The sequence below is a fragment of the Gammaproteobacteria bacterium genome (genome assembly GCA_013817245.1).
In the GTDB taxonomy this organism is placed as follows: Bacteria; Pseudomonadota; Gammaproteobacteria; order HTCC5015; family HTCC5015; genus JACDDA01.
The window spans coordinates 53057-79972 of the sequence record JACDDA010000005.1; the positions used below are offsets into that span (position 1 = coordinate 53057).

Sequence of the window (26916 nt, forward strand, 5' to 3'; positions counted from 1 at the left end):
CCGCACTACCAAGTGGTAGTTAACGGCAATCTAAGTTATTACAGAGAACTTAGGCTGGAATTGCAGGAGGCGCGTGTGAGGGAGGACGTAAATGATATATAGGAGTGGCGCGAAAAGTAATAGAATACGTAGGAGTGATGCGAGAACGAATCCATAAAACCAACACAAAAAATGCTGCTATAAGTCCAATTAGTGAATCCCACTTAATGATTTTTATAAGCGTAGGTTGTTGTAGCTCAACATCTTCATCTAGATGTTGTTCGTCTGCATGATGCGTGAGGTGATCACCTAACAGCGTGGCGTGATATGAGACCGGTGTTTCCTGGCCATCAAAACATAAATGCTTATGCGCCCCGGTCCAACTGGAGAGCAGCCAGAGTGCCAGTGCGAAGTAAGCGAATAGTTTATGAGAGTTCGATATTTTCACGGCGATGTCGGATTTGCAATCGGCTGGTAGTATGAATGGCTCGATTCTAAGTCAAAATTTCTAGGATAGATAGGCTAAAACGACTGGATAATTAAAATGGACTTCCGATATTAACAATAGTTTTTTCAAGAGAATAGATGATAGATCGCTGAGTTAAATTACGCTCTATGAATTTTATAATTAATTATTTGGCGTGATGATGTGTATGGCGCATTCTAATCCCGGTTGAGCGATGATAATAAAATAGCATAAGCAATGCGCCACCTATTAGAGTGTGGATCAAGCTGGCATAAACTGAAATTTGTTCGTTGCCTGAGTAGAAAATAATCACGCTTGTTAACATTAACGCAGTAAAAAGTGCCAGCATCAATAAGCCGCTACGATGGTGCTTTTTTTGGCGTAAGCCTACGCGTATATGAATGCTCCACAATGCGCCTAAAATTAATGCCATCACAATCGCGGTCAATGTATGAATGATGGCAATGCTCCAGCGCCAATTATTGCTGGGACGCCATAAGTCTAGTTCCCACTCTAGTCGCATATCCAGCATGGTAGGAATTAATAAACAGCCGCTTAAAAATAATAATGCGACGATTAAGGTAATGAAGTTGCTAAATAGTGCTGGATAGCCGCGCATACAATATCTCGTTAGTGTTCAGAAATTAATTGACCTTTTAAGGTCATAATTAAAGCAGCGCGTTGCGCATCAGTTGCTAATAATGCAACTTTAGTCAAAGCATCGGCGCGCCAAGCCGTGTGAGCTTGTACAGTTGCTATGTTAATGCTCGGTGTTTGCGCGGCCGTCGAAATAATGAGAGCTGGAAAACGCGGATTATAACTGGCTTGCCAGCAAGATGTTGCAATCGCGGCGTTTTTAACGGTGGTCACTGTCGTTAAAACGCCATTCGTTTGTCGACGTTGAATGGGTAATGAGAGGTCGCCAAAAACACGGATATCTCCACCCGCATTTATCCAGCCAGTATGATGCCCGTGTTTTTTTAGCATGCTCACTGCACGATCGATGGCATACCCTTTAGCGATGCCATCTAGCGTAATGTGGATGCTGCGGCTTAATTGAGCGGTTTTTTTATTAATTATAATATCATCAGCATTGCCATAATCTGTGATTGCCGATTTTTTATGCTCCGGTAATGCGCCTTGACGAATCAGTGCGCCACCGACGGTGCAATTAAATAAATGTTGTGAGTGAATGCTGATTAACTTAGCTAAGCGTAAAACTTGCAAGGTCCAAGGATGCAGTGCAATAGATTTTCCGTTGGCTTGATTCAGCTGTGATAAGTCGCTGTCGGGATCATGAAAACTCATGAGTGTATGCACAGTGCTGATGATGTGGAAAGCCTGCGTGATAGAGGCTTGTATATGATCTGGGTTTTGAGTGGTTTTTATTACGCTGATTTCAACAAATGTACCCAGCAAAGGCTGCATACGTTTTACTTCATTCATGCATTAAAGCGACTTTTTGTAAGGCTAATAGACGTTTCACACCATCCAATACATTTCGGCACGATAAAGTAGCGCCGCTGATGTTGGGGACATCTTGATCAAGTTTAAACGTGTCTTGTAATTTCTTGCCTTTAAAATGATTGCGCCAATCTGCATTTCGTACGGCGCTGCCATGAGTTTCACGATATTCCATAATTTCAATACCGATAACACTGCCGCTAGGTGTAATCGCAGTTGCATACGTAATAAATTCATGTTTGCCGATTACATTATCTATAATAAACCAACCTAAAAATTGTCCTTTGCGTTCTGCTCGCCAGACGGGTTGTTCAGCAGAACGCTGGCGGACTCCCGCCAGCGTTTTGATTTTTTCTCTTTGTTCTTTGCTAAGCGATATTTTTTGATCAATAAACGTATCAGCTTCTGGAAACAATAATTTTTGCGCATCCACTGCTTGCAAATATTGTTGCGCAAACGCAGGTGTTGCGAGTGCTACCATCGGAATTAATACGAAATTGCCAAAACTATTATTGCTCATGTTACATTTTATCCTAGAAATTAAAGCCAATTTTGGCGCGAATTTCTTGTTTGGTTTTTTCGATTAAATGCAAGTCGGTGTCAGCTTGATCAGGATATTGTTCTTTACCACCTTCCAGCTGTTTAAAGTAAGTTAAGGTAAGCCACCAATCGGCGCTGCCATAATGAATACTTGGGCCGGCAAACCAGCTCCAGCGTTCTTGTCCTACTTCAGTTTCAAATTCGGTTTCATAAATAGTTTCGGCACCAATAAACCAATTGCTAACAACGCGATAGGATAAGCCCGTGCCAACGCTGAGTTCGATTTCCATTTCGGGTTCTGTTGGCCATTCAAAACCGACAGGTAAATTTTCGATTTCATCGCGTTTTGCATAAGTTGTTTCCATCGCAACATTGCCTGCCCAAATTAATTGGCCTTCGAGGAAATATTTTTGCATCAGTAAAGCTAAATCCACTGAATAGGTATCTTTATCTTGACCGGAATGAGGATCTAACCAACTGTTACTAAATTCTAAATAGCCAGCTAAACCAAAATCGTCTTTTGCTGGACTTAAAAAATTATATTTTAATGCAGCTTCGACACCTGAGGTACGTAAACTATACGATTCATCTTTAGGTAAATAACCATCAATGATGATTCCTTGGGTATCAATTGATTGCGCATTGAGTGCTATGCCGCCGGTTAAACGATCCGTAAAACCATATTCTACTTCTGTGCTTAAATTGAGTGCTTCGTAATCGCCTATGCCTTTATCCGTGCGTTGGGTAATCGATTGATACACTTCCCAGCTTTCGGCAGGTAAGGTTTCAGCGCCTTTTACATAGCCGAATATATTCTCATCAGCGATGCTGGTGGTACAACTTAAGGCAGTGATAGATATTAGTAAATATCGCAGTGTTTTCATTGCTAATCTCTCGGTTCGGGTTATACCGATCATTCATAGAATGATCCGGGAAGGGCTCACGCATGCGTAGAAGAGATGGGCGAGCGAGCCACATAAACGTTATGCTTCACGAATATTAATAAGAACCATTCTTATTTGCAAGTAATTAATTAGCGATTAAACAGTGGTGCTTTGCAAACTAACCCAATGATTGTCCCAAATAAGGTGCTCATGGTTGGATCGCTCAGAAGCTGTAATTGAGGTGGACGTAAGATGACGGTAAAGCCCCGTGCCACTGCCTAACCAAAAACCTTGTTGCGGATCGGGACAGGCCGCACAGACGTCGCGCATATTAATTAGCTCAGGTTCTGCATTTGCATCCGCCCAGTAAAGCGCGGCATTGCCTCGTGGTGAGGTAGCTAAAATCTGTGAATCGGCTGTTGCGACCGAACCAATATAATGATTCATGTCTGTCCATTGGGTTGTTGTTGCGGGTAGTGCTTGCAGAGTGTGTAAATTGGCGCGATAAACGAGAGAGGGATTATCGCTCGCGCTTCCTTCATATTGGGTTCCAATAATAATGTCGCCGGTTTTAGTGCTGGCTAAATGCCGTATGCTTAATTGCGAATTGTTTAGTGTATGTTGTTTCAACAGTTCGCCTGTTTGTGAGTTTAAAAATAATAAAGCCGGCTGCATATCAGCAATATTAATATTTTCACGCCATTCGGTACGAATGCCGCCAACGGCCACTACAAGATGCTGAGTTGTAGGATTTAATAATAATTCATGCGGACCGATGCCGATATTGCGCCATTCATGAATGCGTTGATAAGGGGCATTTGCTTGATAGATGCCAATAATGCCTTCGCTATTAATATTGCCTTCCGTAATTAAAATATGTTGACCATCTGCGCTGTAACACGCATGTCCATAATAATGATGATTTTTGGGTGGCGTTAATATGTTGAGCGTTTTGCCATCGTGCGGGTTGAATAACACCGCATAAAAACCTGGGCGGCGCGCCATGCAAATAGCATGTTGGCCGTCAGCGCGTACGCTAGTGGCATGAGCGCGTGCAGGCAGCGCGATGCTGTAACGTAATTCACCTTGCGTATTAATGGCGGCAATACAAAAATCGTTATTAATCGTTTTAGCAGCGCCGATTAACAAAATGGTGCGCGCAATATCCGCGAATGCGGTATTTAAAAGCAACGAAGGTGTTAAAACGCCGGCGGCGCTTAACAATAAAAATTGCCGGCGATTAAATTCAGTCGCCATCAGTGGCATTAAAGCTTAGCGTGATATTTAAATCTTGCGCTAATTGGTGCAAAGCATCGCGGCTTTGAGTGATAGCAACATAGGATTCTTGTAGAGCATCTAATGTTTTAATGGGATCTTTCATTAATTCTTGTAAGTCGGTTTCCTGCGAAAGAGTGTGCTCGGCTAATTTTAGGCGTGTTTCAAATTGCTCAGCATGGACTTTAAAGCCTTGTTGTCGCGCAAGATCATCTAATCCTATACCACCGCGACCACCTTGATAAAATTCTTCAATCGCAGAAAGTTGTTTACGTAAAGCCGTCAAAGAATAATCAGCTCGCCACGCTTCCGCAAATAGAGGTTGCACTTGTTCGTTATTGACAATGATGGTGGAGATTTTTTTTGCACTGACATCAATTTGCGCATCCAATACGCCAAATAATTGAGTAATAGCATAATGTTGCTGCGCAGCATCTTGATTTGCCATCAGCAGCAACTGAGCTGAGACACCATTAGGCTGTTGGTATTGTTGAGCCAGTTGCTGTATTTGAATTTTTAAACTATCGCTGAGCCACAATAAACCTTGGCATTGTTCTGTGTTTTGTAATGTTGATTGGCTAATTAATTTTTCGTCAAATAAAAAATATTCCGCAGCACCTATATTGTTCGCGGGTTTACCTAATTGCTGCAATGTCTCCGCAGTCGCTTTTGGATTAGCGAGAAGGTTATCAATTTTGTTGGCGGTTAGGTTTTTTTTGTCGGGCCAAAATTGAATTAGCCAGCCATCTAATTTGACACCTTCGTTTAAGGTGATGTTAATACCTTGTAAGCCTTGCCAGCGGGTAAATAAAACGCGCCATTTTTCTTGAGCAATGCCGAGTGTGTCGGCATTGTAATTGGTGCATAAATATTGATTGGCATTTTTTAATTCGGCAGCAGCCATTTTTAATTTTTCTATGCGCTCATCTAACAAACGTACTTGTGTGCTAATTACTGCAGAAGGCGTAACTTCACGGACAGGTGCTGATTGACAAGCGCTTAATAGCAGCATGACGCAGAGTAAAGGTAGCTGACAGTTGAAATGTATTTTGTTCATAAAGATTCCAAAAATTTAATTAAGGCTTCTCGATCAGCTGTGGGCATGTTGATGAAAGCGTGTTGTGCATCTTGAGCTTCACCACCATGCCACAGAATAGCTTCAGTCAGATTGCGTGCCCGACCGTCATGTAAGAAAAAAGTATGACCGTTCACTTCTTGTGTATAGCCAATACCCCATAAAGGTGGCGTGCGCCATTCTTGCCCGTTGGCATCTCCATCAGGGCGATTATCCGCTAAACCTTTACCCATATCGTGCAATAACAAATCGGTATAGGGGTGAATAGTTTGTTGTGAAAGTGCAGGGAAATCATTGTGTTTTGCGGTGGTAAATGTTTCCACGTGACAAGCGTTGCATTTTGCATCACGAAATAATTGTTCGCCGCGTAATGTAATCGGATTAGTAATGTCGCGACGGGCTGGCACCGCTAAATGGTGACTATAAAAATTTACTAAATCTAAAATATTAGTTTCTAGTTCAGGGGTTCCGCCATCAACTGCTTTTAAGCACGCAGTTTGTGCGTTGGTGCAATCATCTTTTGGAAAAAGCGTTGAGGTAATACCAATGTCGCCATTAAAGGCAGCAGCGGATTGTTGCAGAATGGTTGGTTGTCCGGCTTTCCAGCCAAATCGACCTAAGACTTTTTTGTTAGTTTGTACGTCTAATACGTAATTGGGTTTGCCCGAGATACCATCTTGATTTTTATCTTTGGCATCAGCGTGTTTTAAAATGTCTTTAGCGCTAATGGATTCGAGTAAACCTAAGCCAATCATGGGCGGTGCGATGCGTGCGGAAAGCAAGGTTGTTGGATGTAGTGGGCCGTATTTTAAATCAGTAATCTCTAGGGTTGGTTGGCGTAATTCGATAACACTGCCGTCGCCAAAGGTGAAACTAACGGGCTGGTAAGTAATTTTGATTTGACCTTCTGGCTCTGCACCCGGAATAGCAAAGTCTTGCAATTGTCCGCCGTAATTAGGTTCTTCTGTGGTTGTACCTGTCGATGTAGGAATGCTGATGCGGACCAATAAAGAAACGTTATTGGTTGTATCAGCTTCTGGTGGATGGCCACGTCCATCTTTGATATGGCAGTTTTGACAGCCATTGGTATTAAATAGTGGACCTAAACCATCACGAGACGCTGTAGATGCGGGAGCTGTGACCCAGGGATTACGAAAAAAACTATTACCAGAAGAAAATTTTAAACGCTCTTCAAAGCTAATATTGGCGGCTGGTAATGAATAGGCATTGATACCTGTTTTAAAAACGGTAGTACTTCCGCCAGATAACTCACGAGGATCAGGTACATCCGTTGCAAATGCGAGTGTGGCGCATAGGCTTAAAGCGAGTGTTTTAAAATAATGCATTCAACACCTTTGTATTAATAGTGTTTTTGATTGTACAAAAGATTCAATATTCTGCTGATAATCACGCTAACAGATATTTTACAGCGTGGGTTTAGCGTGCATCAGGATTAATATTTTTGATTCCCAACGTTAAAGCGCCTTTTTCAATGGCGCGCGCGGTATTAATGAGCGCTGCAATGGCATTTCTGAGTAACACATGACCTTGAATATTATCGGCTGCTATAAGTTGATCGAAGTGCATATTATTTTTTTCTGCACTATCGACAATCTTTTGTAATGCGGCTTGCGTATTATCAAGTTGTTGTTTGAGGTTGTCGGCAACCTTTGTGTCTTTACTGGCAATTAGTTCGGCGAGACTAGGTCCTTTAAGCACGCTTCCATCGATGCGAATGTAAGTGCCAGTGTAAATATTTTTAATACCTTGCGCGTTGAAGTATAAAGAATTGTGTGTATTGTCACTAAAGCAATCATGTTCATCTTCGGTAGAATTTGCTTCTAGTGCTACATTGGTTCGCTCGCCTGCGAGTTCGCCTAATGCTAATGTGCCCATGCCGTAAAGTATTTTACGTAAACCTTGATCGGACGATTCAGCTAAAAGTTTGGCGCGATAGTTATTATTTTGCAGGGGCGCCCATTGATTAACCATCCACTGTAAATCTTTGACGAGTAGTGTTGACGCTGCTTGTAAAAATTGTCCGCGACGGTCGCAGTTACCATGAGTGCAGGCGTTGCCTTTAGCATAATCACTCGCGGGGCGTTCACCAGCGCCGGATCCTGTGCCATGAGTATCTTGGCCCCAGAGTAAAAATTCAATGGCGTGATAGCCAGTGGCAATATTCGCTTCTGAACCACTTAATTCATTCAAACTAATTAGAATTTCTGGGGTGATGATGCTTGCATCGATTATTTTGGCGCCGATTTTAAGTTGCGTGTTAGCGATAACATTCGCTTTTGCGCCTTCATTGCCTAATTCAAACTCATAATCACCGGCTACATAATCAATCATGCCTTCATCCAGTGGCCAGGTGTTAATTTGTCCTTCCCAATCATCGACGATTGCATTACCAAAACGAAACACTTCGCTTTGACCATAAGGAATACGCGCAGCTTTCCAAGCGAGTCGCGCCGTTTGCAAATTGGCGGCGGTAGGTTTTGCGATTAATTGGTGAATGGCTTTATCTAATGTTTGGGCGGTGGTTAAAGCATCGCTAAAAGTTGCATGCGCGATAGCTGCGTAATGTTGAATGACGCGTGGAGCATCTATTACAGGAGTCGCATGCGCCTGGAGACTGAGACTGGCTAATAGACTCAAAAAGCCTAAGGAGAGCAGGTATTTCATAGAGGATGCTGGCCCAAAGTCTAAAAATGATGAGAGAGCTTAGCTTAATTTGCTGTTTTTGTAAATAAGAACTATTATCATTGAGCGAAATTAAGATAGCAGATAAATTTAAGAAGCTTGTTTTGCATTGATTGGGAATAAGGCTTGCACCTGTCTTTCTAGCAAAGGACAATCGCCGCCCCTCGTCGTTATGAAATGATAGGCAATCGTCACCATGCTCAGTTATTTACACAGCTTTCACGCGGGCAATTTTGCCGATGTTCATAAACACGCGGTACTCAGTACCTTGTTGCAAGTAGCGACGCAAAAAGACAGTGCTTTCGCGTATTTTGATACTCATGCAGGACGTGGACATTACGCACTCGATAGCGCCGCCGCGCAGAAAACCCATGAATATAAACAAGGCATTGCGAAATTATGGGCTTTGCAAGGTGAATGGCCAAAAACCTTGCGACCTTACCAAGAGTTATTGAATAAAACGGGGGCTAACCCTCGTTATTATCCTGGTTCACCGTTATTTGCTGCACAGGCTTTGCGTGCTGAAGATCACATGATTTTGTTTGAACAACATCCACGTGAATATCCCGAATTGAGTGAATTATTAAAACGCGATAAACGTGCGCATGTGCATAATCGCGATGGTTATGAAGGTTTATTAGCATTATTACCACCTAAACAAGCGAAGCGTGGTTTGGTGTTGATCGACCCGAGTTATGAAGTAAAAAAAGAGTATCAACAAATCGTGCGTTTATTATTAGCCGCGCAACAATGTTGGGCGGGTGGCACTTATGCTATTTGGTATCCCTTGTTACCTGATGAACAACATTTGCGTTTAAAAATGAAATTAAAGGCCAGTGGCTTGCGAAATATTTATTGTCATGAGTTGCGCGATATCAATACTGAAAAAGCGCGCAGCATGCAAGGTTCGGGTATGTTGATTATCAATCCGCCGTGGTCAGTGCATGGTGCATGGTATCCATTAGCGCAATGTTTAGTCGAAATATTGCGCCAAAATGATCAAGCGACTGCGCACAGCGAATGGTTGGTGCCAGAATAAACTTGGAATAAATTCAGAATAAATTTAAGCCGTTATTTTCTTATACAAAGACATGCGATAAAACAGTAATGAACTAATACTAAGCGTAAACATAATTAACATGGTTGGTAAGGTCGTATGATCGTACAGCTGCCCAACTAACACGCCGGTTAATGCCGCAAAAGAAATTTGTAAAAACCCAAACACGGATGCTGCGCCACCGGCGCTACTACGAAATAAACCAAAAGCGCCGGCTTGACCATTTGCCACTGTTAAACCTGCAGCCATGAAATATAAAAATACCGGTAATAATACGCTGGCTAAGGTGTTGTAGTGCAACAGTGCGCTGAGTACACCTAACGTGCTAGCAATCACCGATAAATAAATACCCATGCCCATCACTGACACTATGCCTTTTTTTTGCACGAGACGACCGCTGACGACAGCACCTACAATATAACCAATCACTACAAACATAAACGTGTAACCAAAATAATGGACGGGCAGCTTTAATACATCAACGATAATAAAAGAGGTGCTGGAAATGTAGGCGAACATTCCGCCAAAGACTGCTGATGAGCATACGACATAAGCTACAAAAGTTTGATCAGATAAAAATTGTTTAAAACGATGAGTTACTAAGCGCAGTGTGGGCTTATCACCACCGCGTTGTTGATTAGTTTCTGGAATAAATAATGAAGTGCCAATAATGACCAGCACACAAAAGAGTAATAACGCAGCAAAATTAGAACGCCAATCAAACCACAATAATAAGGTACTGCCTATGACCGGCGCGATAGCGGGAATGAGTGCCATAGCAGAAGTGAGATAGGATAATACTTTGGCGGCTTCGCGACCTTCGTATAAATCCGCAACAATCGCCCGTGCTAAAGCCGGCGCTGCGGATGCGCCGAGACCTTGAATTAAGCGTCCGAGCAACAGCATGGGCATGCTGACAGCGAATAAACACGCGAACGATCCGACTAAATAAATATAAAGACCCAATAATAAAATCGGTTTGCGACCACGCCAATCAGATAAAGGCCCCATAGCCAATTGACCAAACGCAAAACCAAACATATAAATACTTAATGTTAATTGTCCCATCGCAGGCGTTGAATTAAACGCCTCAACAATTTGCGGAATAGTGGCTAAGTATAAATCAGTAGAGACCGCACCAAATGCTACCAAGCAAGTCAGAATGACATTAAATAACCAATTAGATGGACGCGGCATGGAAGCTCATGGTGCGAGTACAGGTTTGTAATGAGCGGCATTGTGCCAGAAAATATTTACTAGATATGAAAAATCCAATAGATCGATGCGATTGATAGTGTGATAAGCATAATATTAATCGTTATAATCGCGACCATTAATAACCGTCGACTGACATGACCCAGGTGCTGATATGAGTGAATTACAAGGTTTTGATGATTTGAAATTAGATGGCGATAATTTATATCGCGAAGAAGTGTATACCGATCGTAAGTTGGGTACTTTGCGTTGCATGATTCCCATTACTATTACCGGCGCGACTGACGCAGCTCGCCAGTCACTTTACATTGGCCAAACACAATTAATGACGGCGATGGGTGCTTTACCTATTGCGGCAGAAATTGAAGCGGATTCATTAGCGCACGCGGTTGCACAATTTCCAGCTGCAATGAAAAAAGCCGTACAAGACACCATTGAAGAAATGAATGAAATGCGTCGTCAAGCTTCTTCACAAATTGTGGTGCCCGGTATGGAAGGTGGGCGAGGTGGATTTGGTGGTATGCCTGGCGGTGGGAAAATTCAGATACCATAATTGCATTTTAATTATTTGCCGCGCGGTTTCGCACGTGCAGTGGCAGTGGCCAGCAAAGGATTGTCTGGCCATTCGTGTTTTGGGTAACGGCCTTTTAAATCTTTTTTTACTTCCGCATAAGTACTCTTCCAAAAATTCGCTAAGTCTTGAGTGATTTGTACTGGCCGTCTCGCAGGCGATAATAAATGTAACATCAGTGTGATGGTGTTGTTAGCAATACGCGGAGTGTCTTGTAAACCAAATAATTCTTGTAAGCGCACGGCTAACACGGGCGGTGTTTGACCATAATCAATTGCAATTCGCGACCCACTAGGGACGGTGATATGAGTTGGTGCTTGTTGATCTAACGCAGATGATTGTGGCCAGGTTAAATGTTGTTGTAATGCTTGCCATAAAATATCGCTAGTGATTTGATTAAGCCGAATAAAGCCATTTGTAAACGGTGCTAACCAGTGCGTAATATGCCGTTGCAAATAATCATCGCTGACGTTTGGCCACGCATCAGGTTGCAGGTTATGCATAAGTTGCACACGCGCTTGCCATTGACGCATGCGTGCGTCCCAAGGTAAACAGCCAATCCCTTCGTTAGCAATGCCGGTGACATACGCAGCGTTCAATGCTGCGGTATCAATCGTTTTACTGGCGTTTTCTTTTAAGATGATATCACCCAAACGCCGCTGTTGTTTAGCGATTATCGATTGAGTATTTTTATCCCAATACAATAATGCTTGTTGAGTAATATTGGCGTTGAAGTGTGCGTCAATATCGCGTTCATCTAATTTAGCTGCAAGAAAAATTTTACCGTTAGCGGCGCCATCAATGTGTGCGCAGGCGAGATAAGGATGCTGATTTAAATTATCGTGCGCAGTGAGTTCTGCACCACGACCATTGCTTAATAAGTAACGAGCATTTTGACCTGGGCGTTGTTGTGCGATGCGATCAGGATAAGCGCAAGCAATTAATACACCGATCAAATTATTAGCCGCATGCGAAGAGTTAGGTGCAATATTAAATTGCTGCATCCAGCGACGTGCTTGTTCTTGAATGCGGCGCAGTGTTTCATTGTGGATCGGTTGTGTATTGGCGCCCAATTCGTTAATGGCATCTAAGCGTAATTGAATATCCGCCGGTTTGTCGTTGGATTTATCGCTGCTATTAGCGATAAAAATATCACGTTCGCTGAGTAACGCAGCCAAGGTACAGGCTAATGCGCCCGCATTTAAATCAATGCCGCGCAATATCATATGCGCTAAACGAGGATGCGTGGCGAGCGTTAAGATTTTTTTGCCGTGTTCGGTAACACGCAATAAATCATTGAGCGCGCCTAAGTTACGCAATAATGTTTGCGCTTGATTTAAATGCGCGGTCGGTGGTTCATCTAACCATTGCAGTTCTTTTATATTTTGCGTGCCCCATTGCGCTAACTCTAAGGCGAAGCTCGCTAAATCAGTTTGTAAAATTTCCGCCTCTGCATGTGCGTTTAAAATAGTGGGTTCAGCCCATAAACGATAACACACGCCAGGTTGGGTTCGACCCGCACGTCCCGCACGTTGATCGGCGTTTGCTTGTGAAATAAAAATAGTTTCGAGTTGCGCCATGCCTTGGTTGGGATTAAAACGAGGTGCGCGTGCTAAACCACTGTCGATAACAATACACACATCTTCAATTGTTAAACTGGTTTCCGCAATATTGGTGGCTAAAACAATTTTGCGTTGACCGAGTGGCGCGGGTTGAATAGCACGTTGTTGTGCTGCGTAATCTAAATTGCCATACAAAGGCGTAATGGCAGTATCGTTATCTACGCGTGACGCTAATAATTGCGCAAGCTGTCGAATATCCGCTTCGCCGGGCAGAAAAACTAATACAGATCCATTATTTTCTTGTATGGCTTTTAAAGTTGTTTGTGCGACTGCTTCTAAAAAAGCCCGCCGTTCGCGGCTATACCGCGCTGCAATAGGTCGATAATGCGTAACAATGGGATATTGACGACCGGGTGAAATGATTAAAGGAGCCTTAAACCATTGCGCTAGTGCTGCACCATCTAAAGTGGCGGACATTAATACTAAACGTAAATCTTCTCGAACCAGTGTTTGTGCGTCTAAACATAAAGCTAATGCGAGATCCGCATTTAAATTACGCTCATGAAATTCGTCAAATATAACGGCCGCTACATTTTGCAATGCAGCATCGGTTTGTAATAAGCGCGTTAACACGCCTTCGGTTACTACTTCGATACGCGTATGTTGACTAATTTTAGACTCTAGTCGCATGCGATAACCCACCGTATGGCCAACGGCTTCGCCCAGATTATGCGCCAATCGTTGCGCAATACTTTTGGCCGCCAATCGCCGTGGTTCTAAAACAATAATTTTTCGCTGAGCAACCCATGGCTCATTTAATAAAGCGAGAGGCACGCGGGTACTTTTGCCTGCACCCGGAGGAGCATGCAAAATCAAACGTGTGTGCTCGCGCAATACGCTTTGGATATCGGGCAGTAAAGCATTAATCGGTAATGGGCTAGATGACATGAATAGTGGTAGTTGCTTTAAAAGAAGATTTGCACTCATTATATAGGACTGTGTGTAGATGCGCAGATTTCTAGCTGCGTTACGGATTGCTTGTAATTTGTCTATCAGGCGCTTAATGAATTTATGAAAACAGCTTTAAAAAATTTAAAACATATCAAAATCCTAAATCGTCTAGGGCAGGCCTTGGATGTAGGTTCTGGTAGTCGTTCCGGTTATCCAGCGGTGGTACAACAGTTTCGTAGTATCTTGGAATTGTCCGCAGTCAGCTTATGGGTGATTGATCGCAAGCATCAGCTATTAGTAAAAGAAGCGATGGACTTCGCACCCACCACGGAATTTTCCGAAGCGAAGTTGGCGCTTGATGAGAAACTGACTTATTGGCAATTAGAACATCGACAAAGAGTGTTAATTAAAAACGGCCAAGTAGTCGTGAGTAATTTTAATTTAGCGGAACAATATTCTGGCTCTGTTATCTCTTTGCCGCTGATATTTATGCAAGAGGTATTTGGCGTATTAAATTTGCACGGCCTTGATGCGGCTCATTGGTTATTTAAACAAAGTAATGATGCCGATGAAAATGAATTTTTGCGTGCCATCAGTGGGCAGATGGCTGTTTTTGTACACAACAAATCATTAGAAGCGAACACCACTTTTTATAAAGAAATCCACCATCGCGTTAAAAACAATTTACAAACTGTTGCTAGTTTGCTGCGCATGCAGATTAGACGATTGGATAAAGTGCCGCCTAAACAAGTGCTAGAAGATAGTATTAATAGAATTTTAAGTATTGCCTTGGTGCATGAAACTTTATCGCAAGGCGAAATCGGCATGGTCAATCTCGGCGATTTGATTACGCGGATAGTTAATTTGTTAATGGATAATTTGGCAGAAAAACCGCAGATCATTATTAATTTATCGGGTGCGGTAATTATGCTAAATTCTAAACAAGCTACCTCTGTGGCATTAGTGTTAAATGAATTGCTGCACAACGCTTGTCAGCATGGTTTACGCAATAACGCAGCGGGTACGGTGATTGTGGAAGTAGCGCGTGACGCACAAAATATTAACATTGCTGTGATGGATGATGGTGTGGGCCTGGCGTCGGATTTTAATGTAGATACCCATAGTCATTTAGGGTTGACGATTGTGGCGGCGTTGGTGGCTGATGATTTACATGGCCAATTAATTTTTTCCCAGAATACTCAAACCAAGAATATTCAAAAATCGCAACAGTCAGAATTAGGAACGCGTGTTGAGTTAATATTTCCATTACGCATTGATAGTGAGTTTATATATAAATGAGTTGCTTATGAGTTTTCGGGTGTTAATTGCGGATGATGAAGCTTTAAATCGTCAAGATTTAAAAGAGTTGTTGGTAGAGCTGGGTTATAGCGTCACCGCTGAAGCGCGTGATGGTCGTCAAGCCCTGGCGTTGGTTGAGGCGCATAAACCAGATGTCGTCATCCTCGATATCATGATGCCGTATATAAATGGCATTGAAGTGGCAAAACAAATCAGCCATGAATACCCCGTCATTATGTTAACCGCGCATTCGAGCCCGGATTTTATTCACGATGCGCGTGATGCGGGCGTGATGGCGTATTTAACTAAACCTTATCGTGAAAAAGATATTGGTCCTGCTATTGAGCTAGCGGTGACGCATTTTATGCGTGAAGCGCATTTAAGCGAACGCGTAAACACCTTAGCTCAACAATTAGAAGCGCGCAAAATTATTGAGCGTGGCAAGTCTTTATTAATGCAGCATCAACAGTTAAGTGAAATGGATGCTTATCGACAAATGCAAAAACTCAGCATGGAAAAGAATATTTCCATGAAACAAGTCGCGGAAATGGTGATCGCCTTGTTAAATAAATGAGATATTTAATCGCAGGTGGAGTTGACTTTTGCTGATTCATTGACCATGCTTGATCCTAATGAAGGTAACGAAGCCTTCTTTGTTGCGCTAGCGCGTTGACAAAGAGGGCTTTTTTTATGTCTACGATAAAGTGGGCATTAACACATAACAGATGAGACACGCTGATGGTGGATTTTAATCTTTCGGATGAACAACGCATGTATCAAAACACCGCGCGCGAATTTGCGTTGCGTGAAATTAAACCGGTTGCGGAAGCCATTCGACAACGTGATCCAGAAAAACAAAGTCCTTGGGATTTGATGCAAAGCGTTTACAAGAAAGCGTCAGCGTTGGGATTTACGAAATTATTAATTCCGGAACAATACGGCGGTTTAGGCGGCAGTTGTTTAGATAATGTTATTGTTATGGAAGAGTTTGGTGCGGCAGATTTAGGTATTGCTGCATCTTACTTTAATGTCAGCATGACTTCTCCGATTGTCATTATCAAAGGTGGCAATGAAGCGCAGCGACAACATTGGTTAACTCGCTTAGTAGAAGAAGATGATTTTGTACTTGCAAGCGCCAGCAGCGAAGCCAATGTCGCGGGTGCAGATTCGTTCTGTCCTTATCCAGATCCAAAAATTGGTTTGCGCAGTACTGCAAAATTAGATGGCGATAGTTACATTATCAATGGCAGCAAAGCGGGTTTTTCAACGAATGCAGGCGCGGCTAAAGCCTATTTTGTGATGGCGCGTACGGATTTAAATCAGCCGGCGTTTGCTAGCACCTCTATGTTTATAGTTGATGCGAACACGCCTGGCGTTACAGTTGGCAAAAAAACTAAATTAATGGGCTGGAAAACCGCGATGCATGCGGAAGTTTATTTTGATGACGTGCGCATTCCAGTGGCTAATCGCATTGGTGCAGAAGGCGCGAATGCTGGAATATTTTTTATGCAAACCATTCCTTATTTAGCATCGGGCTTAGCTGCGGCGTATGTGGGCATGGCGCGTGCCGCGTATGAATATGCTTTTGAATATGCGCATCAACGTGTTAGTTGGGGACAGCCTATTGTGAATCATCAAGCAGTAGCGTTGAAATTAGCGGATATGGTCGCCGATGTAGAAGCGGCGCGATTAATGGTGTGGCGTTTAGCGTGCGCTGCCGACGCAAATGATCCTTATGCGGCGGGTGTGTTATCGCCGGCTGCAAAAACGTTTGCAGTGGATGTTGCGATTCGTAATGCCGAACGTGCACTGAAAATTTTAGGTGGTTATGGTTTGGCAGATGAATACGAAACCGGTAAATTTTTGAATGATGCGTGGATTGGTGATGCTTGTGATGGCACACGCGATATGTTGCGATTAAGCATGGTAAATTTTTTACGGATGCAAGCGGGAAAAATGCCGATGCCGTCCATGGGTGGTGAGCAAGCACCTGGTCATTGAATAATTGAATAGCGGCGGCATACTAAATGCTGGCTATTTGTTATTAAGTTATGTTTCTAGAGTTTGTAATGGTATGACTGCGTTCTAAACTGCTCGCACGAGGTAATGAAGCCTCCTGTGTTTTATCAAGCATGCTTGATAAATCTAGGGGGCTTTTTTATGGCTGTGTTGTACAGCTTGAGTGTAAATTTATTAGGAGTGAAAGATGCTGTTGATTACTGGACCTAATGGCAATATCGGTACTGAGTTGGTGCGCAAAGTGAAGCAATTAGGCGATATTGAATATCGTATTGCCGCGCATACGCCTGCCAAAATTAAACATCTCTATGGTAACGACACTCCTTGCGTAAAATTTGATTACGCCGATCGTACAACGTGGCCCGCTGCGTTGCAGGGTGTGACCACGCTGTTTTTATTATTTCCTTTGCCGCATCCACGCACAGCAAAAACGTGGATGGTGCCTTTTGTTGAGGCTGCCGCGCAATCGGGTATCAAGCATATTATTTATTGCTCTGTGCCTGGTGCTGAAAAATATTCTTTTATTCCACATAATGCCGTTGAAAATGCTGTTAGAAATTCGGGTGTGTCTTACACCATTTTACAAGCATCCTATTTTGCTCAGAATTTATGCCGTGATATCACCACACATTCCTACGATATTGCGACACGGGATGAGATTTTTTTACCGGCTAAAAAAGGGTTAACATCGTTTATTGATTCGCGTGATATGGCCGAAGTGGTGGTGAGTATTATCAAAAATCCAGCGCCGCATGTCGGTAAAACCCACGTATTAACAGGGCCTGAAAAACTTAATTTATATCAAGTGGCGAATATTTTTACGGATGTTACCGGCCGAAAAATTTGCTACAGCAATCCTTCTATGCCGCGTTTTTTATGGCGCTTATGGCATCGCGGTATGAGTTGGGATGTATTAGCTTTTATGATGATCGTTTATTTCTTAACGCGTCATGGCAAAAATGCGCCGATGACCAATACTTTGGGTGAGTTATTAGGCCGCTCCCCTACGACGATGCGCGAATTTGTCCGCGATTATGCGCAGCACTGGCAACCACGTCAGGAAGTACTAGTACCGCAAACTGAGAATAGTCATGCAAGAGCCGTCGGTTAATTGACTATCTGAATATTGACTCAGCAATTGCATCTGCTCACTAATTAGTGCGCTTGCAAATGGTTGACAAATTTTGTAACTCGGCACAGGATTGGTTCTAGCTATACACGAGGCAAGGCCGCCTAGTCAGTATTTTCCGTTCTATAGATGCGGTTTTGCTAGATAAAATATTGCAGGATCATCCGATCTCTGCGACTGTTGAGGGAATAAACATGGTGTGTAAGAAACTATTTAAACCTAAAGTGCTATTTGCCAGTTTGTTGGTGAGTGGTCTAGTCACTAGTAATGCTCTTTCCGCTGCTGAACTAACAGAAATTGTTGTTACTTCGCAAAAGCGTGCGCAAAATTTACAAGAAGTCCCTGTTTCGGTAACTGCCTTTACTGGCGATACCTTAGAAGAAATGGGTGTAGACAGTGTGGGTGGCGTTACTAATTTTGCTCCTAACGTGAGTAGCTCTTCAGGTCCTGCTGGTGGCAGCGATGGTTTCTTTTTTATTCGTGGCGTAGGCCAAGCTGATAACAGTGTCTCGGTAGATCCAGGCGTGGGTACGTATGTTGATGAAGTTTATTTAGGTCGCGTACAAGGTGCTTCGTTTGATTTATTAGACATTGAACGCGTAGAAGTATTACGTGGTCCACAAGGTACTATCTTTGGTCGTAATACAATTGGTGGTGCTATTAGCGTAATAACGGCTGATCCTAAAGACGAATTTACTATTGGTGGTAAGGTTAAAGTAGGCCAAGCATCGCGTCGAGATGTGTCGCTTACCTCAGATATACCCTTTGCAGATACAGTTGGTATGAAAGTGTCACTGCATTCTCTGAATCAAGAAGGTTGGGCAGAGAATAAAGCTCCTGGCAGTCATTACGATGATACCTATGGTGATGTTGATACCTTGGGTGGTCGAGCTAAATTAGTGTGGGATGCTACTGATGACTTAACGATCAAATTCGCGGCTGATGCTTCGAAAGGCAGGGGTACTCAGGCTCCGATGATATTAACGAATTATGATCCTGCTAATAATGCACTTCCGGGGTTATCACCTGTCGGCGTTCCGTTACCTCCTTCCGCAGCAATGGCATCACAGCTCTCCACCGATCGTGAAGAAATTTTTGCTTCTACTCCTGCGCAATTAGATACCGATGCCTCTGGCGTATCAGCAACAATAGCGTGGGAAGGTCCAATTACTATTAAGTCTATTACGTCGGCACGTCAATTAGAGCAAACGACATGGTTTGATTTAGATGGTTCTGCATACACTATTTACGATAGTTTTAGTTACATTGATCAAGATCAACAAAGTCAAGAGTTCCAATTTTCCGGCGCTGCATTAGATGATCGTTTAAGTTGGTTGGCTGGGTTATATTTTTTCAAAGAAGATATCAAGAACACGGTTGATATTTGTGTAGGCGGTAATATAGCGTTTAACGATCCAAGTTGTTTATTAAGCCACAACAATATTGAACTAGAAACTACTTCAAATGCAGTATTTACGCATATGGAATATGAGTTTATTGATCAATGGACGGGGATATTAGGTGTGCGTTATACGAAAGAAGAAAAAGAACAGTTGTCAGCATCTGTTTTAGATAATACAGATGGTGTATTTACTGTTTTCCCTCCTTTTATTATTCCGGCTCCTGGCACTACTATAGATTTAGGCAGTGTTCCGGGTAAAGACTCTTGGAGTGAGACTACACCTAAGATAGGTCTTCGTTATGAATTAACTGAAGATTTAATGTTCTACGGGACCTATTCTGAAGGCTTCAAAAGTGGTGGCTTCAGTGGTCGTCCCAGTTCTTTAATTACTGCATTGACCACTTATGACCCAGAAACCGTACAAACAATAGAGGCGGGAGTAAAGTCCGAATTTGGTCCTATTCGATTGAATGCCGCAGTATTTAAATCTGATTATCAAAATATACAGTTATTGGTAATTAATAATACTAATGGTGTTTTTGATACTCGGAATGTTGGGGATGCGGATTTCACCGGCGTAGAAGTAGAAGCTCAAGCTTTTCTGTCAGAAGCTTTGCAGTTAATGTTCGGTTTAGGTTGGTTGGATAATGAATACACCTCACTACGTCAACCTACTGCGCCCCAAACTTTAACCGTTGAACTGAGTGATAAATTACCTAATACGCCGGAATGGACTGCGAGCCTAGGTGCTCAGTACGCGATATTTTTCGGGGATAATAAGTTAGCGATCCGAGGTGATTATAACTGGCGGGATGAATTTTATTTTCAAGTAGAAAATGATGCCGGTGAATTACAAGAAGCCTATGGTGTGTTAAATCTCCGTGCTGCTTATAGTTGGGCAGCTGAGACTCAGACGCTGGCCTTATACGGTGAGAACGTGACTGATGAAGAATATAATTTGAATATGCAGGACTCAAGAGGCACATTTGCGACCAATATCGTGACGCCGGCTAGACCTGCTGAATGGGGCGTTGAATACGCTTTTGCATTCTAAATTTAAATTAATGCCTTAAGACGCTCGCGTCATTTATACCTGGTTGATTAGGTGTAAGTGACGCGAGTTTTTTTATAAATATTTGAACAGGAAAGACAGCAATGGTGACACGTTATAGTCCGTTTTTAGTTGCGATACATTGGATGGTCGCGTTTTTAGTGATTTTAGGTTTAGTGATAGGTAACGTGGTTTTAGAGCATATGCCTAATGACGATCCTCAAAAAATCTTAGCCTTAAAAGGCCACATGGCTGCGGGCATTTTCGTATTGGTATTAATGCTGATCCGTATTTTTGTGAAATTATTTAGTGAAAAACCGCCGCATGCTAATACCGGCAAATTATTTTTTGATAAATTACGCACGGTTGTACATGTGTTGTTTTATATCTGCGTGATCGCATTGACGGTGAGTGGTATAGGTTTAGCGGTTACTGCCGGCTTATTTGATATTGTATTTGGAAATTCTGGCCAACCATTACCTGCATCGTTTGATGCTTTTCCACCGCTTAAAGGACATCAATTATTTGGTAGTATTTTGATGGTCTTAGTAGTGCTGCATGTAGTGGCGGTGATTTATCATCAGTTTGTTTTAAAAGATAAATTAATATCGCGCATGTGGTTTGGCCGTCGCTCGTGATTATATTGTAAGTTTCATACATCGTAACGCTTAGGTAATGACGCCTGAGCGTTACGTCATTTCTTGTTAGTTCATTAATATCAATAATTTCTTACTGCCGGAGGTATCTATGCAGCAGCGTGCGCGTATTCGATTGGGTATATTCTGTTTGTTGGCTTCAGGAATATTGACTGTCATTGGTTTGTATTTGCGCGGGCCTATTATTGATCAAGTAACACACACGGATGCGTATGTGGCTGGAGCATTAGCCAGTACTCATGTGTATGCTTGGAGTTTGTTAATTCCTAGTTTAGTCATTCAATGTTTTGGTTGGATCGCTTTATGGGCGTATGTTAAAGATACTCCGCAAGAAGGTTTAGCGTTCTGGGGTATGGTGTTAAGCATTATCGGCAATGGTTTGTTTTTGCCGTTTACCGGCGTTATCGCTTTTGTTTCGCCGGCGGTGGCGCAGCTTTATATAGAAGGTTTGCCAGCGGCTATTGGTATTGTTAACAGTGGGTTAGCAGGGAGTTTTGCATTACCCTTTTTAATTCTTTCTGCTTTAACACTTTTGATAGGCGCAATTTTGCATAGTATTGTGTTGTGGAAATCATCATTGTTACCTACATGGACGGCATTGCCTTATTTGTGGCATGCCTTAGCGCTGACATTTATTGCCCCGTTATCGTATGCAGCAGAGTTTTCCGGCGGCGTATGTTTGTTATTAACAACGGCTGCAATTACTCTAAATGTGTGGCGGCAGACTAAATAGATTATTTTATAAAGTATGGCCAAATTGCTTAAACCACGCGGTTGCTTTTTTATAGTCGGGGCAAACGCTTTGTACCGCAGCCCAAAATGCGGGGCTGTGGTTCATGATATGGGTATGCACGAGCTCATGGAGCATGACGTAGTCTGAGGCAAACAAAGGTGTTTTAATTAAACGCCAATTTAACGAAATATTTCGATCTTCTGTGCAACTACCCCAGCGGGTTTTTTGATTGCGGATGCTGAGTTGACTGTAATCCAGATTATGCGTATCCGCTAATACGCGTAATCTGTCATGCAAATAATGACTCGCGAATTGACGATACCAGCGTTCTTGTTCTTTTTTGCTATGTAAATCCCAACAACTCGTAATACTGCGTAACGTGGTATCAACGACGGCCCATTGTTTCGTGCTGGTATCATGCTGAACGCGGTACACATCGCCAAACAATAATAATTCGCCCTTGTTTAAGCGCGGCATAGTGAGCTGACGTGCCTGCATGCGAGTGAGTGTTTTCTCAATCCAAGCAGATTTTTGCGCGAGTAAATCTTCAATATGGCGTTGTTGATATAAATAAGGTGTGATCAGCGTAATGCGAGGTAAACCCTCTTCCATTTTGATTTGCACACGCGCCTGTTTTACTTTGCGTTGAATAATGGTCACATTTTCGGCTGAAAAATCATTCATAGCTAAAGTGTACGATTATTCGAGTAGAAGAGGATAGAGCGTATTTATAAGCGGCTTTAGTGGGGCTGGTCAAGTAACTCATCTTGAGCTAGTGTATGCTCTAGTCATTACGCAGCATAGGTTTGCCTCAGTGCTGCGGCTTTGTTTAGATGAGATTTAAAGGATCAAGTCATGTTGACACTGTACGGCGCCCCCCAATCTAATGCTGATCGTTCTGCCTGGTTATTATATGAAGCGAATGTGGCTTTTGATTATCAAAAATTAGATTTACGTTCTGCGGAAGGACGTGCCGCGTTTGCAAAAATAAATCCAGCGCTCAAAATGCCTTATTTAGTGGATGGCGATGTACAGATAGGCGAATCAATTGCGATTAATTTTTATATCGCTGAAAAATATGCGCCGACTTTGTGGGGCGATACTCCTGAGCAACGCGCGCAAATTTATTATTGGTCATTATTTGCAATAACTAATCTTTTAAAAGATGTCTTAGAAGTATTAGGGCATACCCGCGTCTTGGCGGAAGAGTTGCGCAGTCCGAAATTAGCGGAACGTTCCAAAGATTTAGCAATTCGTTATTTGGCTGTCATAGAAGAAGCATTAAAAGACGAATATTTGTTAGGTTCACGTTTTACGGTTGCCGATGTGAATGTGGGATCGGTAGTGCATTTAGCGGATCGCATTAAAATTACCACACTAGGCCCGCGCACCAGCGCGTGGTTAGCTCGCTTACGTGCAAGACCTGCTTATCAAAAAGCCTACGGGGCTTAATTAAACGAGTGCACATATGAGATGGATAGCGTATGCATAATCTAACCCTGTTGAATTCATTATTGGGTGGCATGCTGATTGGTTTAGCCGCCGCTGTGTTGTGGATTTTTAATGGTCGCATTGCCGGTGTTAGTACTATTGTTAGTGATGCGATTGATACATCTCAAGATAATCGTGCATGGCGTTGGTGGTTTTTGATAGGGCTCACCGTCGGCGCTACCATTTATAGTTTATGTGATCCGCGCGCTTTGACGTGGCATCCGGTGATGAGCGAAATGTGGTTAGTAGTTGCGGGCTTATTAGTAGGTGTTGGCGCGCGCATGTCAAATGGTTGCACTAGTGGTCATGGTGTCTGCGGCATTGCGCAGTTATCGCGCCGCTCTGTGTTAGCAACGATCACGTTTATTTTATGCGGCATGCTAACGGTTTGGGTACTGCGACATGGAGTAACGTTGTTATGAAACAACATTGGCTGGCGCTATTGAGTGGAGCATTATTTGGTTTGGGTTTAGCGTTGTCGGGTTTAATGAATCCGATGAAAGTATTAGCATTTTTAGATGTATTTGGTGCATGGGATGCCAGTTTATTATTCGCTATGGCGGGCGCATGGGTAGTGATATTCCCAGTATTTTATTTTGTGCGTCGCGCCAAACCCATCTTAGCAGAGAGTTTTTCTGCGCCTGCGCATTCCCAGATTGATCGAGATCTATTATTAGGTGCGGCTTTATTCGGCATTGGTTGGGGTATTGCGGGTTATTGTCCGGGCCCTGCGATAGCCTCTATTTTCCTGTTGGATATTCGTTTATGGCTGTTTGTGTCAGCCATGTTATTAGGCAGCGTGCTTTATGACACTTGGAAAAAATCACGTTCGCCTGAAATTGACGCGTAATATCCCTATCTAATGAGAAACCCCACTCGTTTTTGAGTAAAATGCCGGCCTGTTCTGTTTACTGCCTCTGAGAGTGGGCTTGCATGCAATATCGAATTGTCCCCGTCACGCTGTTTCAGCAGAACTGCACCATCTTATGGGACGAGCACACGCTACGGGGTGCAGTAATTGATCCAGGTGGTGAAATCGAAGAAATTCTTGCATTGGTTCATGCGGAAGGCATTACCTTAGAAAAAATTTTAGTCACCCATGCGCATGTCGATCATGCTGGGCAAGTGTGGAAATTAGCCAAAGAACAACAATTACCCATTGAAGGACCGCATCGCGACGAACAATTTTGGATTGATCGTTTAGCCAAAGACGCGGCGAAATACGCAATGCCCGATGTTGCCTCTTTTGAACCGGATCGTTGGTTAAATGACGGTGATACGGTTGACGTGGCAGGTCATACATTACAGGTGTTTCATTGTCCCGGTCATACACCGGGACATGTCGTTTTTTATGTACCGGAAGATAAAGTTGCTATTGTGGGTGATGTTATATTTCAAGGCTCAATTGGCCGCACCGATTTTCCACGCGGTAATCATGCCGATTTAATTCACTCTATTCGTGAAAAATTATGGCCGTTGGGTAACGACGTACAATTTATTTCCGGGCATGGACCCATATCCACATTTGGTTTTGAGCGACAACATAATCCTTATGTTGCTGATAGCGTTTTGCAAAACGCGTAACAAATAGTTAACGAGCACACTATGTCAAAAATTGGTTTTGTTAGTTTAGGTTGTCCAAAAGCGCTAGTAGATTCTGAGCGCATTCTGTCGCAGTTACGTGCGGAAGGTTATGACATGTCGGCATCATATGATGGTGCTGATTTAGTCATTGTGAATACCTGTGGTTTTATTGATGAAGCGAAAGCCGAATCATTGGATGCGATTGGCGAAGCTTTAGCCGCAAATGGCAAAGTGATTGTGACCGGTTGCTTGGGCGCTAAAGAAAGTGAGATTCGTGAAGTACATCCGAATGTGTTAAGTGTGACGGGCCCGCATGCTTACGAAGCGGTGGTGGCGGAAGTGCATAAACATTTACCACCTAAACACGATGCGCGTTTTGATTTAATCCCACCGCAAGGGATTAAATTAACGCCTAGACATTATGCTTATTTAAAAATTTCTGAAGGTTGTAATCATCGGTGTTCATTTTGCATTATCCCTTCCATGCGTGGCGATTTAGTGAGTCGACCTATCGGTGATGTGTTAGATGAAGCCGAACGTTTAGTGAAGGCTGGCGTACAAGAGTTATTAGTTATTTCGCAAGATACCAGTGCGTATGGCGTTGATACCAAATATAGAACGGGTTTTTGGCAAGGTCGGCCGGTGAAAACGCGCATGACGGAAATGTGTGAAGCCTTAGGTTCTTTAGGCGCGTGGGTGCGCCTGCATTATGTCTATCCTTATCCGCATGTGGATGAGGTTATTCCATTAATGGCGGCGGGAAAAATATTACCTTATTTAGATATTCCGTTTCAGCATGCGAGTCCGCGCATATTAAAAGCTATGAAGCGTCCTGCACATGCAGAAAATACGTTGGCGCGTATTCAAAAATGGCGTGCAGTATGTCCAGAGTTGGTCATCCGGAGTACGTTTATTGTTGGTTTTCCTGGTGAAACCGAAGATGAATTTCAAGAATTATTGACATGGTTGCAAGCAGCGCAATTAGATCGCGTGGGTTGTTTTAAATATTCGCCGGTTGAGGGCGCTACTGCCAATGATTTAGCCGATCATGTACCCGATGATATTAAAGAAGAACGCTGGCAGCGTTTTATGGCGTTACAACAAACGATTAGTGCGCAGCGCTTACAGTTGCGTGTCGGTCAAGTGATGGACGTGTTGATTGATGAAATTGATGCAGAAGAAGGTGTAGCAATAGGGCGCAGTTATGCTGATGCTCCAGAAATTGATGGGCAAGTGATCGTTACTTTAAATGCCAAAATAAAAGTCGGTGAAAAAATTAAAGTGTTGATTGAAGAAGCCTCGGAATACGATTTGTTCGGTAGTGTTGTTTAATTTTTATTTTATAAGGGAGCTAGTATGTTTAAAGTGTTGTCGAGTTTGTTATTAATGGCGTTGTTGACGGGTTGTGCTACTACTTCAACGTATATGCGTTTGCCTGAAAATGCGGTAGTGCGTTTAGGTGCGGACAGTTCGAAAACGTATTCTGGAATTCGGATTGATAAGCGTCCGTTTGGCTGGGGTCAGATTTCGGGTATTCCTTATCAAGTTGAACAAAATAATGTGGTTATTAGTGAAGGTAAATTAAAAGCTCGTTTTCGTAAGAAAGCAGTGATTTGGCCGCCGGTTGCTTTTACTTATTGGCCGGTGAGTTTCGGCTGGGATTGTTATGATTTAACCAATGCAACGGTTGAAGCGTGTACATCTGAAGATAAAAAAGAAATTAAGCGCGTTATTCGTGAGCAACGTGCTGCTAAGAAAAATAAAAGCGACCCTGTTAAAGAAGAGCCTAAAGACAATTAAGCTAGTGCGC

The 26916-nt window shown here is 42.9% G+C and carries 27 protein-coding genes; 15 read left to right on the forward strand and 12 right to left on the reverse strand.

Going from position 1 to position 26916, the window contains the following annotated elements:
- Window positions 1–49: 49 nt before the first annotated feature.
- The 9 genes from H0W44_07440 to H0W44_07480 all read right to left on the reverse strand — a co-directional run bounded on the left by H0W44_07440 (window position 50) and on the right by H0W44_07480 (window position 8368).
- Window positions 50–427: a hypothetical protein gene (locus H0W44_07440; protein MBA3582269.1), complete on the reverse strand. Its 378-nt coding sequence runs from the start codon at window positions 425–427 to the stop codon at window positions 50–52.
- A gap of 184 nt (window positions 428–611) precedes the next feature.
- Window positions 612–1064, reverse strand: a complete 453-nt coding sequence (locus H0W44_07445) for a hypothetical protein (protein MBA3582270.1) — start codon at window positions 1062–1064, stop codon at window positions 612–614.
- Window positions 1065–1075: 11 nt separating this feature from the next.
- Window positions 1076–1891, reverse strand: a complete 816-nt coding sequence (locus H0W44_07450; protein MBA3582271.1) for an FAD:protein FMN transferase — start codon at window positions 1889–1891, stop codon at window positions 1076–1078.
- Window positions 1884–2429, reverse strand: a complete 546-nt coding sequence (locus H0W44_07455; protein ID MBA3582272.1) for an FMN-binding protein — start codon at window positions 2427–2429, stop codon at window positions 1884–1886. Before H0W44_07455 ends, H0W44_07450 begins: the two co-directional genes overlap by 8 nt.
- 13 nt (window positions 2430–2442) lie before the next feature.
- The gene (locus H0W44_07460; GenBank protein MBA3582273.1) at window positions 2443–3333 is read right to left on the reverse strand and encodes a hypothetical protein; all 891 of its coding nucleotides are present in this window, start codon (window positions 3331–3333) and stop codon (window positions 2443–2445) included.
- Window positions 3334–3489: 156 nt separating this feature from the next.
- Window positions 3490–4590: a DUF1513 domain-containing protein gene (locus H0W44_07465; GenBank protein MBA3582274.1), complete on the reverse strand. Its 1101-nt coding sequence runs from the start codon at window positions 4588–4590 to the stop codon at window positions 3490–3492.
- A complete protein-coding gene (locus H0W44_07470) occupies window positions 4580–5665 on the reverse strand; it encodes a hypothetical protein (GenBank protein MBA3582275.1) in 1086 nt (361 codons plus the stop codon). Before H0W44_07470 ends, H0W44_07465 begins: the two co-directional genes overlap by 11 nt.
- Entirely contained in the window at window positions 5662–7029 is a 1368-nt protein-coding gene (locus tag H0W44_07475; protein MBA3582276.1) for a c-type cytochrome, read from the reverse strand. The genes H0W44_07470 and H0W44_07475 overlap by 4 nt, the downstream gene beginning before the upstream one ends.
- A 91-nt stretch (window positions 7030–7120) precedes the next feature.
- Entirely contained in the window at window positions 7121–8368 is a 1248-nt protein-coding gene (locus H0W44_07480; protein ID MBA3582277.1) for a peptidase, read from the reverse strand.
- A 214-nt stretch (window positions 8369–8582) separates the two neighbouring features.
- Here H0W44_07480 and H0W44_07485 point away from each other — a divergent pair, with 214 nt between their 5' ends.
- Window positions 8583–9425 (forward strand): 23S rRNA (adenine(2030)-N(6))-methyltransferase RlmJ, encoded by an 843-nt coding sequence (locus H0W44_07485; GenBank protein ID MBA3582278.1) that lies wholly within the window; start codon window positions 8583–8585, stop codon window positions 9423–9425.
- Between the two features lie 24 nt (window positions 9426–9449).
- On the opposite strand, the gene H0W44_07490 is transcribed toward H0W44_07485, so the two are convergent.
- Window positions 9450–10640, reverse strand: a complete 1191-nt coding sequence (locus H0W44_07490) for a multidrug effflux MFS transporter (protein ID MBA3582279.1) — start codon at window positions 10638–10640, stop codon at window positions 9450–9452.
- Between the two features lie 172 nt (window positions 10641–10812).
- Here H0W44_07490 and H0W44_07495 point away from each other — a divergent pair, with 172 nt between their 5' ends.
- Window positions 10813–11211: a hypothetical protein gene (locus tag H0W44_07495; protein MBA3582280.1), complete on the forward strand. Its 399-nt coding sequence runs from the start codon at window positions 10813–10815 to the stop codon at window positions 11209–11211.
- Window positions 11212–11222: 11 nt separating this feature from the next.
- Here H0W44_07495 and hrpB read toward each other — a convergent pair whose 3' ends face one another.
- Window positions 11223–13739, reverse strand: a complete 2517-nt coding sequence (gene hrpB / locus H0W44_07500; GenBank protein ID MBA3582281.1) for an ATP-dependent helicase HrpB — start codon at window positions 13737–13739, stop codon at window positions 11223–11225.
- Between the two features lie 123 nt (window positions 13740–13862).
- On the opposite strand from hrpB, the gene H0W44_07505 reads away from it, so the two are divergent.
- From H0W44_07505 to H0W44_07535, 7 genes are all read left to right on the forward strand, one after another.
- Window positions 13863–15041 (forward strand): ATP-binding protein, encoded by a 1179-nt coding sequence (locus H0W44_07505; GenBank protein MBA3582282.1) that lies wholly within the window; start codon window positions 13863–13865, stop codon window positions 15039–15041.
- Window positions 15042–15048: 7 nt separating this feature from the next.
- A complete protein-coding gene (locus H0W44_07510) occupies window positions 15049–15615 on the forward strand; it encodes a response regulator (GenBank protein ID MBA3582283.1) in 567 nt (188 codons plus the stop codon).
- Window positions 15616–15779: 164 nt separating this feature from the next.
- Entirely contained in the window at window positions 15780–17042 is a 1263-nt protein-coding gene (locus H0W44_07515) for an acyl-CoA dehydrogenase family protein (GenBank protein ID MBA3582284.1), read from the forward strand.
- Between the two features lie 205 nt (window positions 17043–17247).
- A complete protein-coding gene (locus tag H0W44_07520) occupies window positions 17248–18171 on the forward strand; it encodes an NmrA family NAD(P)-binding protein (protein MBA3582285.1) in 924 nt (307 codons plus the stop codon).
- Window positions 18172–18383: 212 nt separating this feature from the next.
- Window positions 18384–20645: a TonB-dependent receptor gene (locus tag H0W44_07525; GenBank protein MBA3582286.1), complete on the forward strand. Its 2262-nt coding sequence runs from the start codon at window positions 18384–18386 to the stop codon at window positions 20643–20645.
- Between the two features lie 101 nt (window positions 20646–20746).
- The gene (locus H0W44_07530) at window positions 20747–21280 is read left to right on the forward strand and encodes a cytochrome b/b6 domain-containing protein (protein MBA3582287.1); all 534 of its coding nucleotides are present in this window, start codon (window positions 20747–20749) and stop codon (window positions 21278–21280) included.
- Window positions 21281–21389: 109 nt separating this feature from the next.
- Window positions 21390–22031, forward strand: a complete 642-nt coding sequence (locus H0W44_07535; protein ID MBA3582288.1) for a hypothetical protein — start codon at window positions 21390–21392, stop codon at window positions 22029–22031.
- A 6-nt stretch (window positions 22032–22037) separates the two neighbouring features.
- On the opposite strand, the gene H0W44_07540 is transcribed toward H0W44_07535, so the two are convergent.
- Entirely contained in the window at window positions 22038–22715 is a 678-nt protein-coding gene (locus tag H0W44_07540; protein MBA3582289.1) for a M48 family metallopeptidase, read from the reverse strand.
- Window positions 22716–22886: 171 nt separating this feature from the next.
- On the opposite strand from H0W44_07540, the gene H0W44_07545 reads away from it, so the two are divergent.
- From H0W44_07545 to H0W44_07570, 6 genes are all read left to right on the forward strand, one after another.
- On the forward strand, window positions 22887–23483 hold the full coding sequence (locus H0W44_07545; protein ID MBA3582290.1) for a glutathione S-transferase family protein: 597 nt from the start codon (window positions 22887–22889) through the stop codon (window positions 23481–23483).
- Window positions 23484–23515: 32 nt separating this feature from the next.
- Window positions 23516–23944 carry a YeeE/YedE family protein gene (locus H0W44_07550; protein MBA3582291.1) on the forward strand — a complete coding sequence of 143 codons (429 nt, stop codon included), beginning with the start codon at window positions 23516–23518 and terminating at the stop codon, window positions 23942–23944.
- On the forward strand, window positions 23941–24372 hold the full coding sequence (locus H0W44_07555) for a YeeE/YedE family protein (GenBank protein ID MBA3582292.1): 432 nt from the start codon (window positions 23941–23943) through the stop codon (window positions 24370–24372). Before H0W44_07550 ends, H0W44_07555 begins: the two co-directional genes overlap by 4 nt.
- 83 nt (window positions 24373–24455) lie before the next feature.
- On the forward strand, window positions 24456–25106 hold the full coding sequence (locus H0W44_07560) for an MBL fold metallo-hydrolase (protein ID MBA3582293.1): 651 nt from the start codon (window positions 24456–24458) through the stop codon (window positions 25104–25106).
- Between the two features lie 21 nt (window positions 25107–25127).
- On the forward strand, window positions 25128–26438 hold the full coding sequence (gene rimO / locus H0W44_07565) for a 30S ribosomal protein S12 methylthiotransferase RimO (GenBank protein ID MBA3582294.1): 1311 nt from the start codon (window positions 25128–25130) through the stop codon (window positions 26436–26438).
- Window positions 26439–26462: 24 nt separating this feature from the next.
- Window positions 26463–26906, forward strand: coding sequence for a hypothetical protein (locus tag H0W44_07570; GenBank protein MBA3582295.1), 444 nt, complete (start codon window positions 26463–26465; stop codon window positions 26904–26906).
- Window positions 26907–26916 lie beyond the last annotated feature (10 nt).

Coding starts and splice junctions, on each gene's coding strand:
- H0W44_07445 (MBA3582270.1), bottom strand. CDS start 1,064: ATGCGCGGCTATCCAGCACTATTTAGCAACTTCATTACCTTAATCGTC.
- H0W44_07450 (MBA3582271.1), bottom strand. CDS start 1,891: ATGAATGAAGTAAAACGTATGCAGCCTTTGCTGGGTACATTTGTTGAA.
- H0W44_07455 (MBA3582272.1), bottom strand. CDS start 2,429: ATGAGCAATAATAGTTTTGGCAATTTCGTATTAATTCCGATGGTAGCA.
- H0W44_07460 (MBA3582273.1), bottom strand. CDS start 3,333: ATGAAAACACTGCGATATTTACTAATATCTATCACTGCCTTAAGTTGT.
- H0W44_07465 (MBA3582274.1), bottom strand. CDS start 4,590: ATGGCGACTGAATTTAATCGCCGGCAATTTTTATTGTTAAGCGCCGCC.
- H0W44_07470 (MBA3582275.1), bottom strand. CDS start 5,665: ATGAACAAAATACATTTCAACTGTCAGCTACCTTTACTCTGCGTCATG.
- H0W44_07475 (MBA3582276.1), bottom strand. CDS start 7,029: ATGCATTATTTTAAAACACTCGCTTTAAGCCTATGCGCCACACTCGCA.
- H0W44_07480 (MBA3582277.1), bottom strand. CDS start 8,368: ATGAAATACCTGCTCTCCTTAGGCTTTTTGAGTCTATTAGCCAGTCTC.
- H0W44_07485 (MBA3582278.1), top strand. CDS start 8,583: ATGCTCAGTTATTTACACAGCTTTCACGCGGGCAATTTTGCCGATGTT.
- H0W44_07490 (MBA3582279.1), bottom strand. CDS start 10,640: ATGCCGCGTCCATCTAATTGGTTATTTAATGTCATTCTGACTTGCTTG.
- H0W44_07495 (MBA3582280.1), top strand. CDS start 10,813: ATGAGTGAATTACAAGGTTTTGATGATTTGAAATTAGATGGCGATAAT.
- hrpB (MBA3582281.1), bottom strand. CDS start 13,739: ATGTCATCTAGCCCATTACCGATTAATGCTTTACTGCCCGATATCCAA.
- H0W44_07505 (MBA3582282.1), top strand. CDS start 13,863: ATGAAAACAGCTTTAAAAAATTTAAAACATATCAAAATCCTAAATCGT.
- H0W44_07510 (MBA3582283.1), top strand. CDS start 15,049: ATGAGTTTTCGGGTGTTAATTGCGGATGATGAAGCTTTAAATCGTCAA.
- H0W44_07515 (MBA3582284.1), top strand. CDS start 15,780: ATGGTGGATTTTAATCTTTCGGATGAACAACGCATGTATCAAAACACC.
- H0W44_07520 (MBA3582285.1), top strand. CDS start 17,248: ATGCTGTTGATTACTGGACCTAATGGCAATATCGGTACTGAGTTGGTG.
- H0W44_07525 (MBA3582286.1), top strand. CDS start 18,384: ATGGTGTGTAAGAAACTATTTAAACCTAAAGTGCTATTTGCCAGTTTG.
- H0W44_07530 (MBA3582287.1), top strand. CDS start 20,747: ATGGTGACACGTTATAGTCCGTTTTTAGTTGCGATACATTGGATGGTC.
- H0W44_07535 (MBA3582288.1), top strand. CDS start 21,390: ATGCAGCAGCGTGCGCGTATTCGATTGGGTATATTCTGTTTGTTGGCT.
- H0W44_07540 (MBA3582289.1), bottom strand. CDS start 22,715: ATGAATGATTTTTCAGCCGAAAATGTGACCATTATTCAACGCAAAGTA.
- H0W44_07545 (MBA3582290.1), top strand. CDS start 22,887: ATGTTGACACTGTACGGCGCCCCCCAATCTAATGCTGATCGTTCTGCC.
- H0W44_07550 (MBA3582291.1), top strand. CDS start 23,516: ATGCATAATCTAACCCTGTTGAATTCATTATTGGGTGGCATGCTGATT.
- H0W44_07555 (MBA3582292.1), top strand. CDS start 23,941: ATGAAACAACATTGGCTGGCGCTATTGAGTGGAGCATTATTTGGTTTG.
- H0W44_07560 (MBA3582293.1), top strand. CDS start 24,456: ATGCAATATCGAATTGTCCCCGTCACGCTGTTTCAGCAGAACTGCACC.
- rimO (MBA3582294.1), top strand. CDS start 25,128: ATGTCAAAAATTGGTTTTGTTAGTTTAGGTTGTCCAAAAGCGCTAGTA.
- H0W44_07570 (MBA3582295.1), top strand. CDS start 26,463: ATGTTTAAAGTGTTGTCGAGTTTGTTATTAATGGCGTTGTTGACGGGT.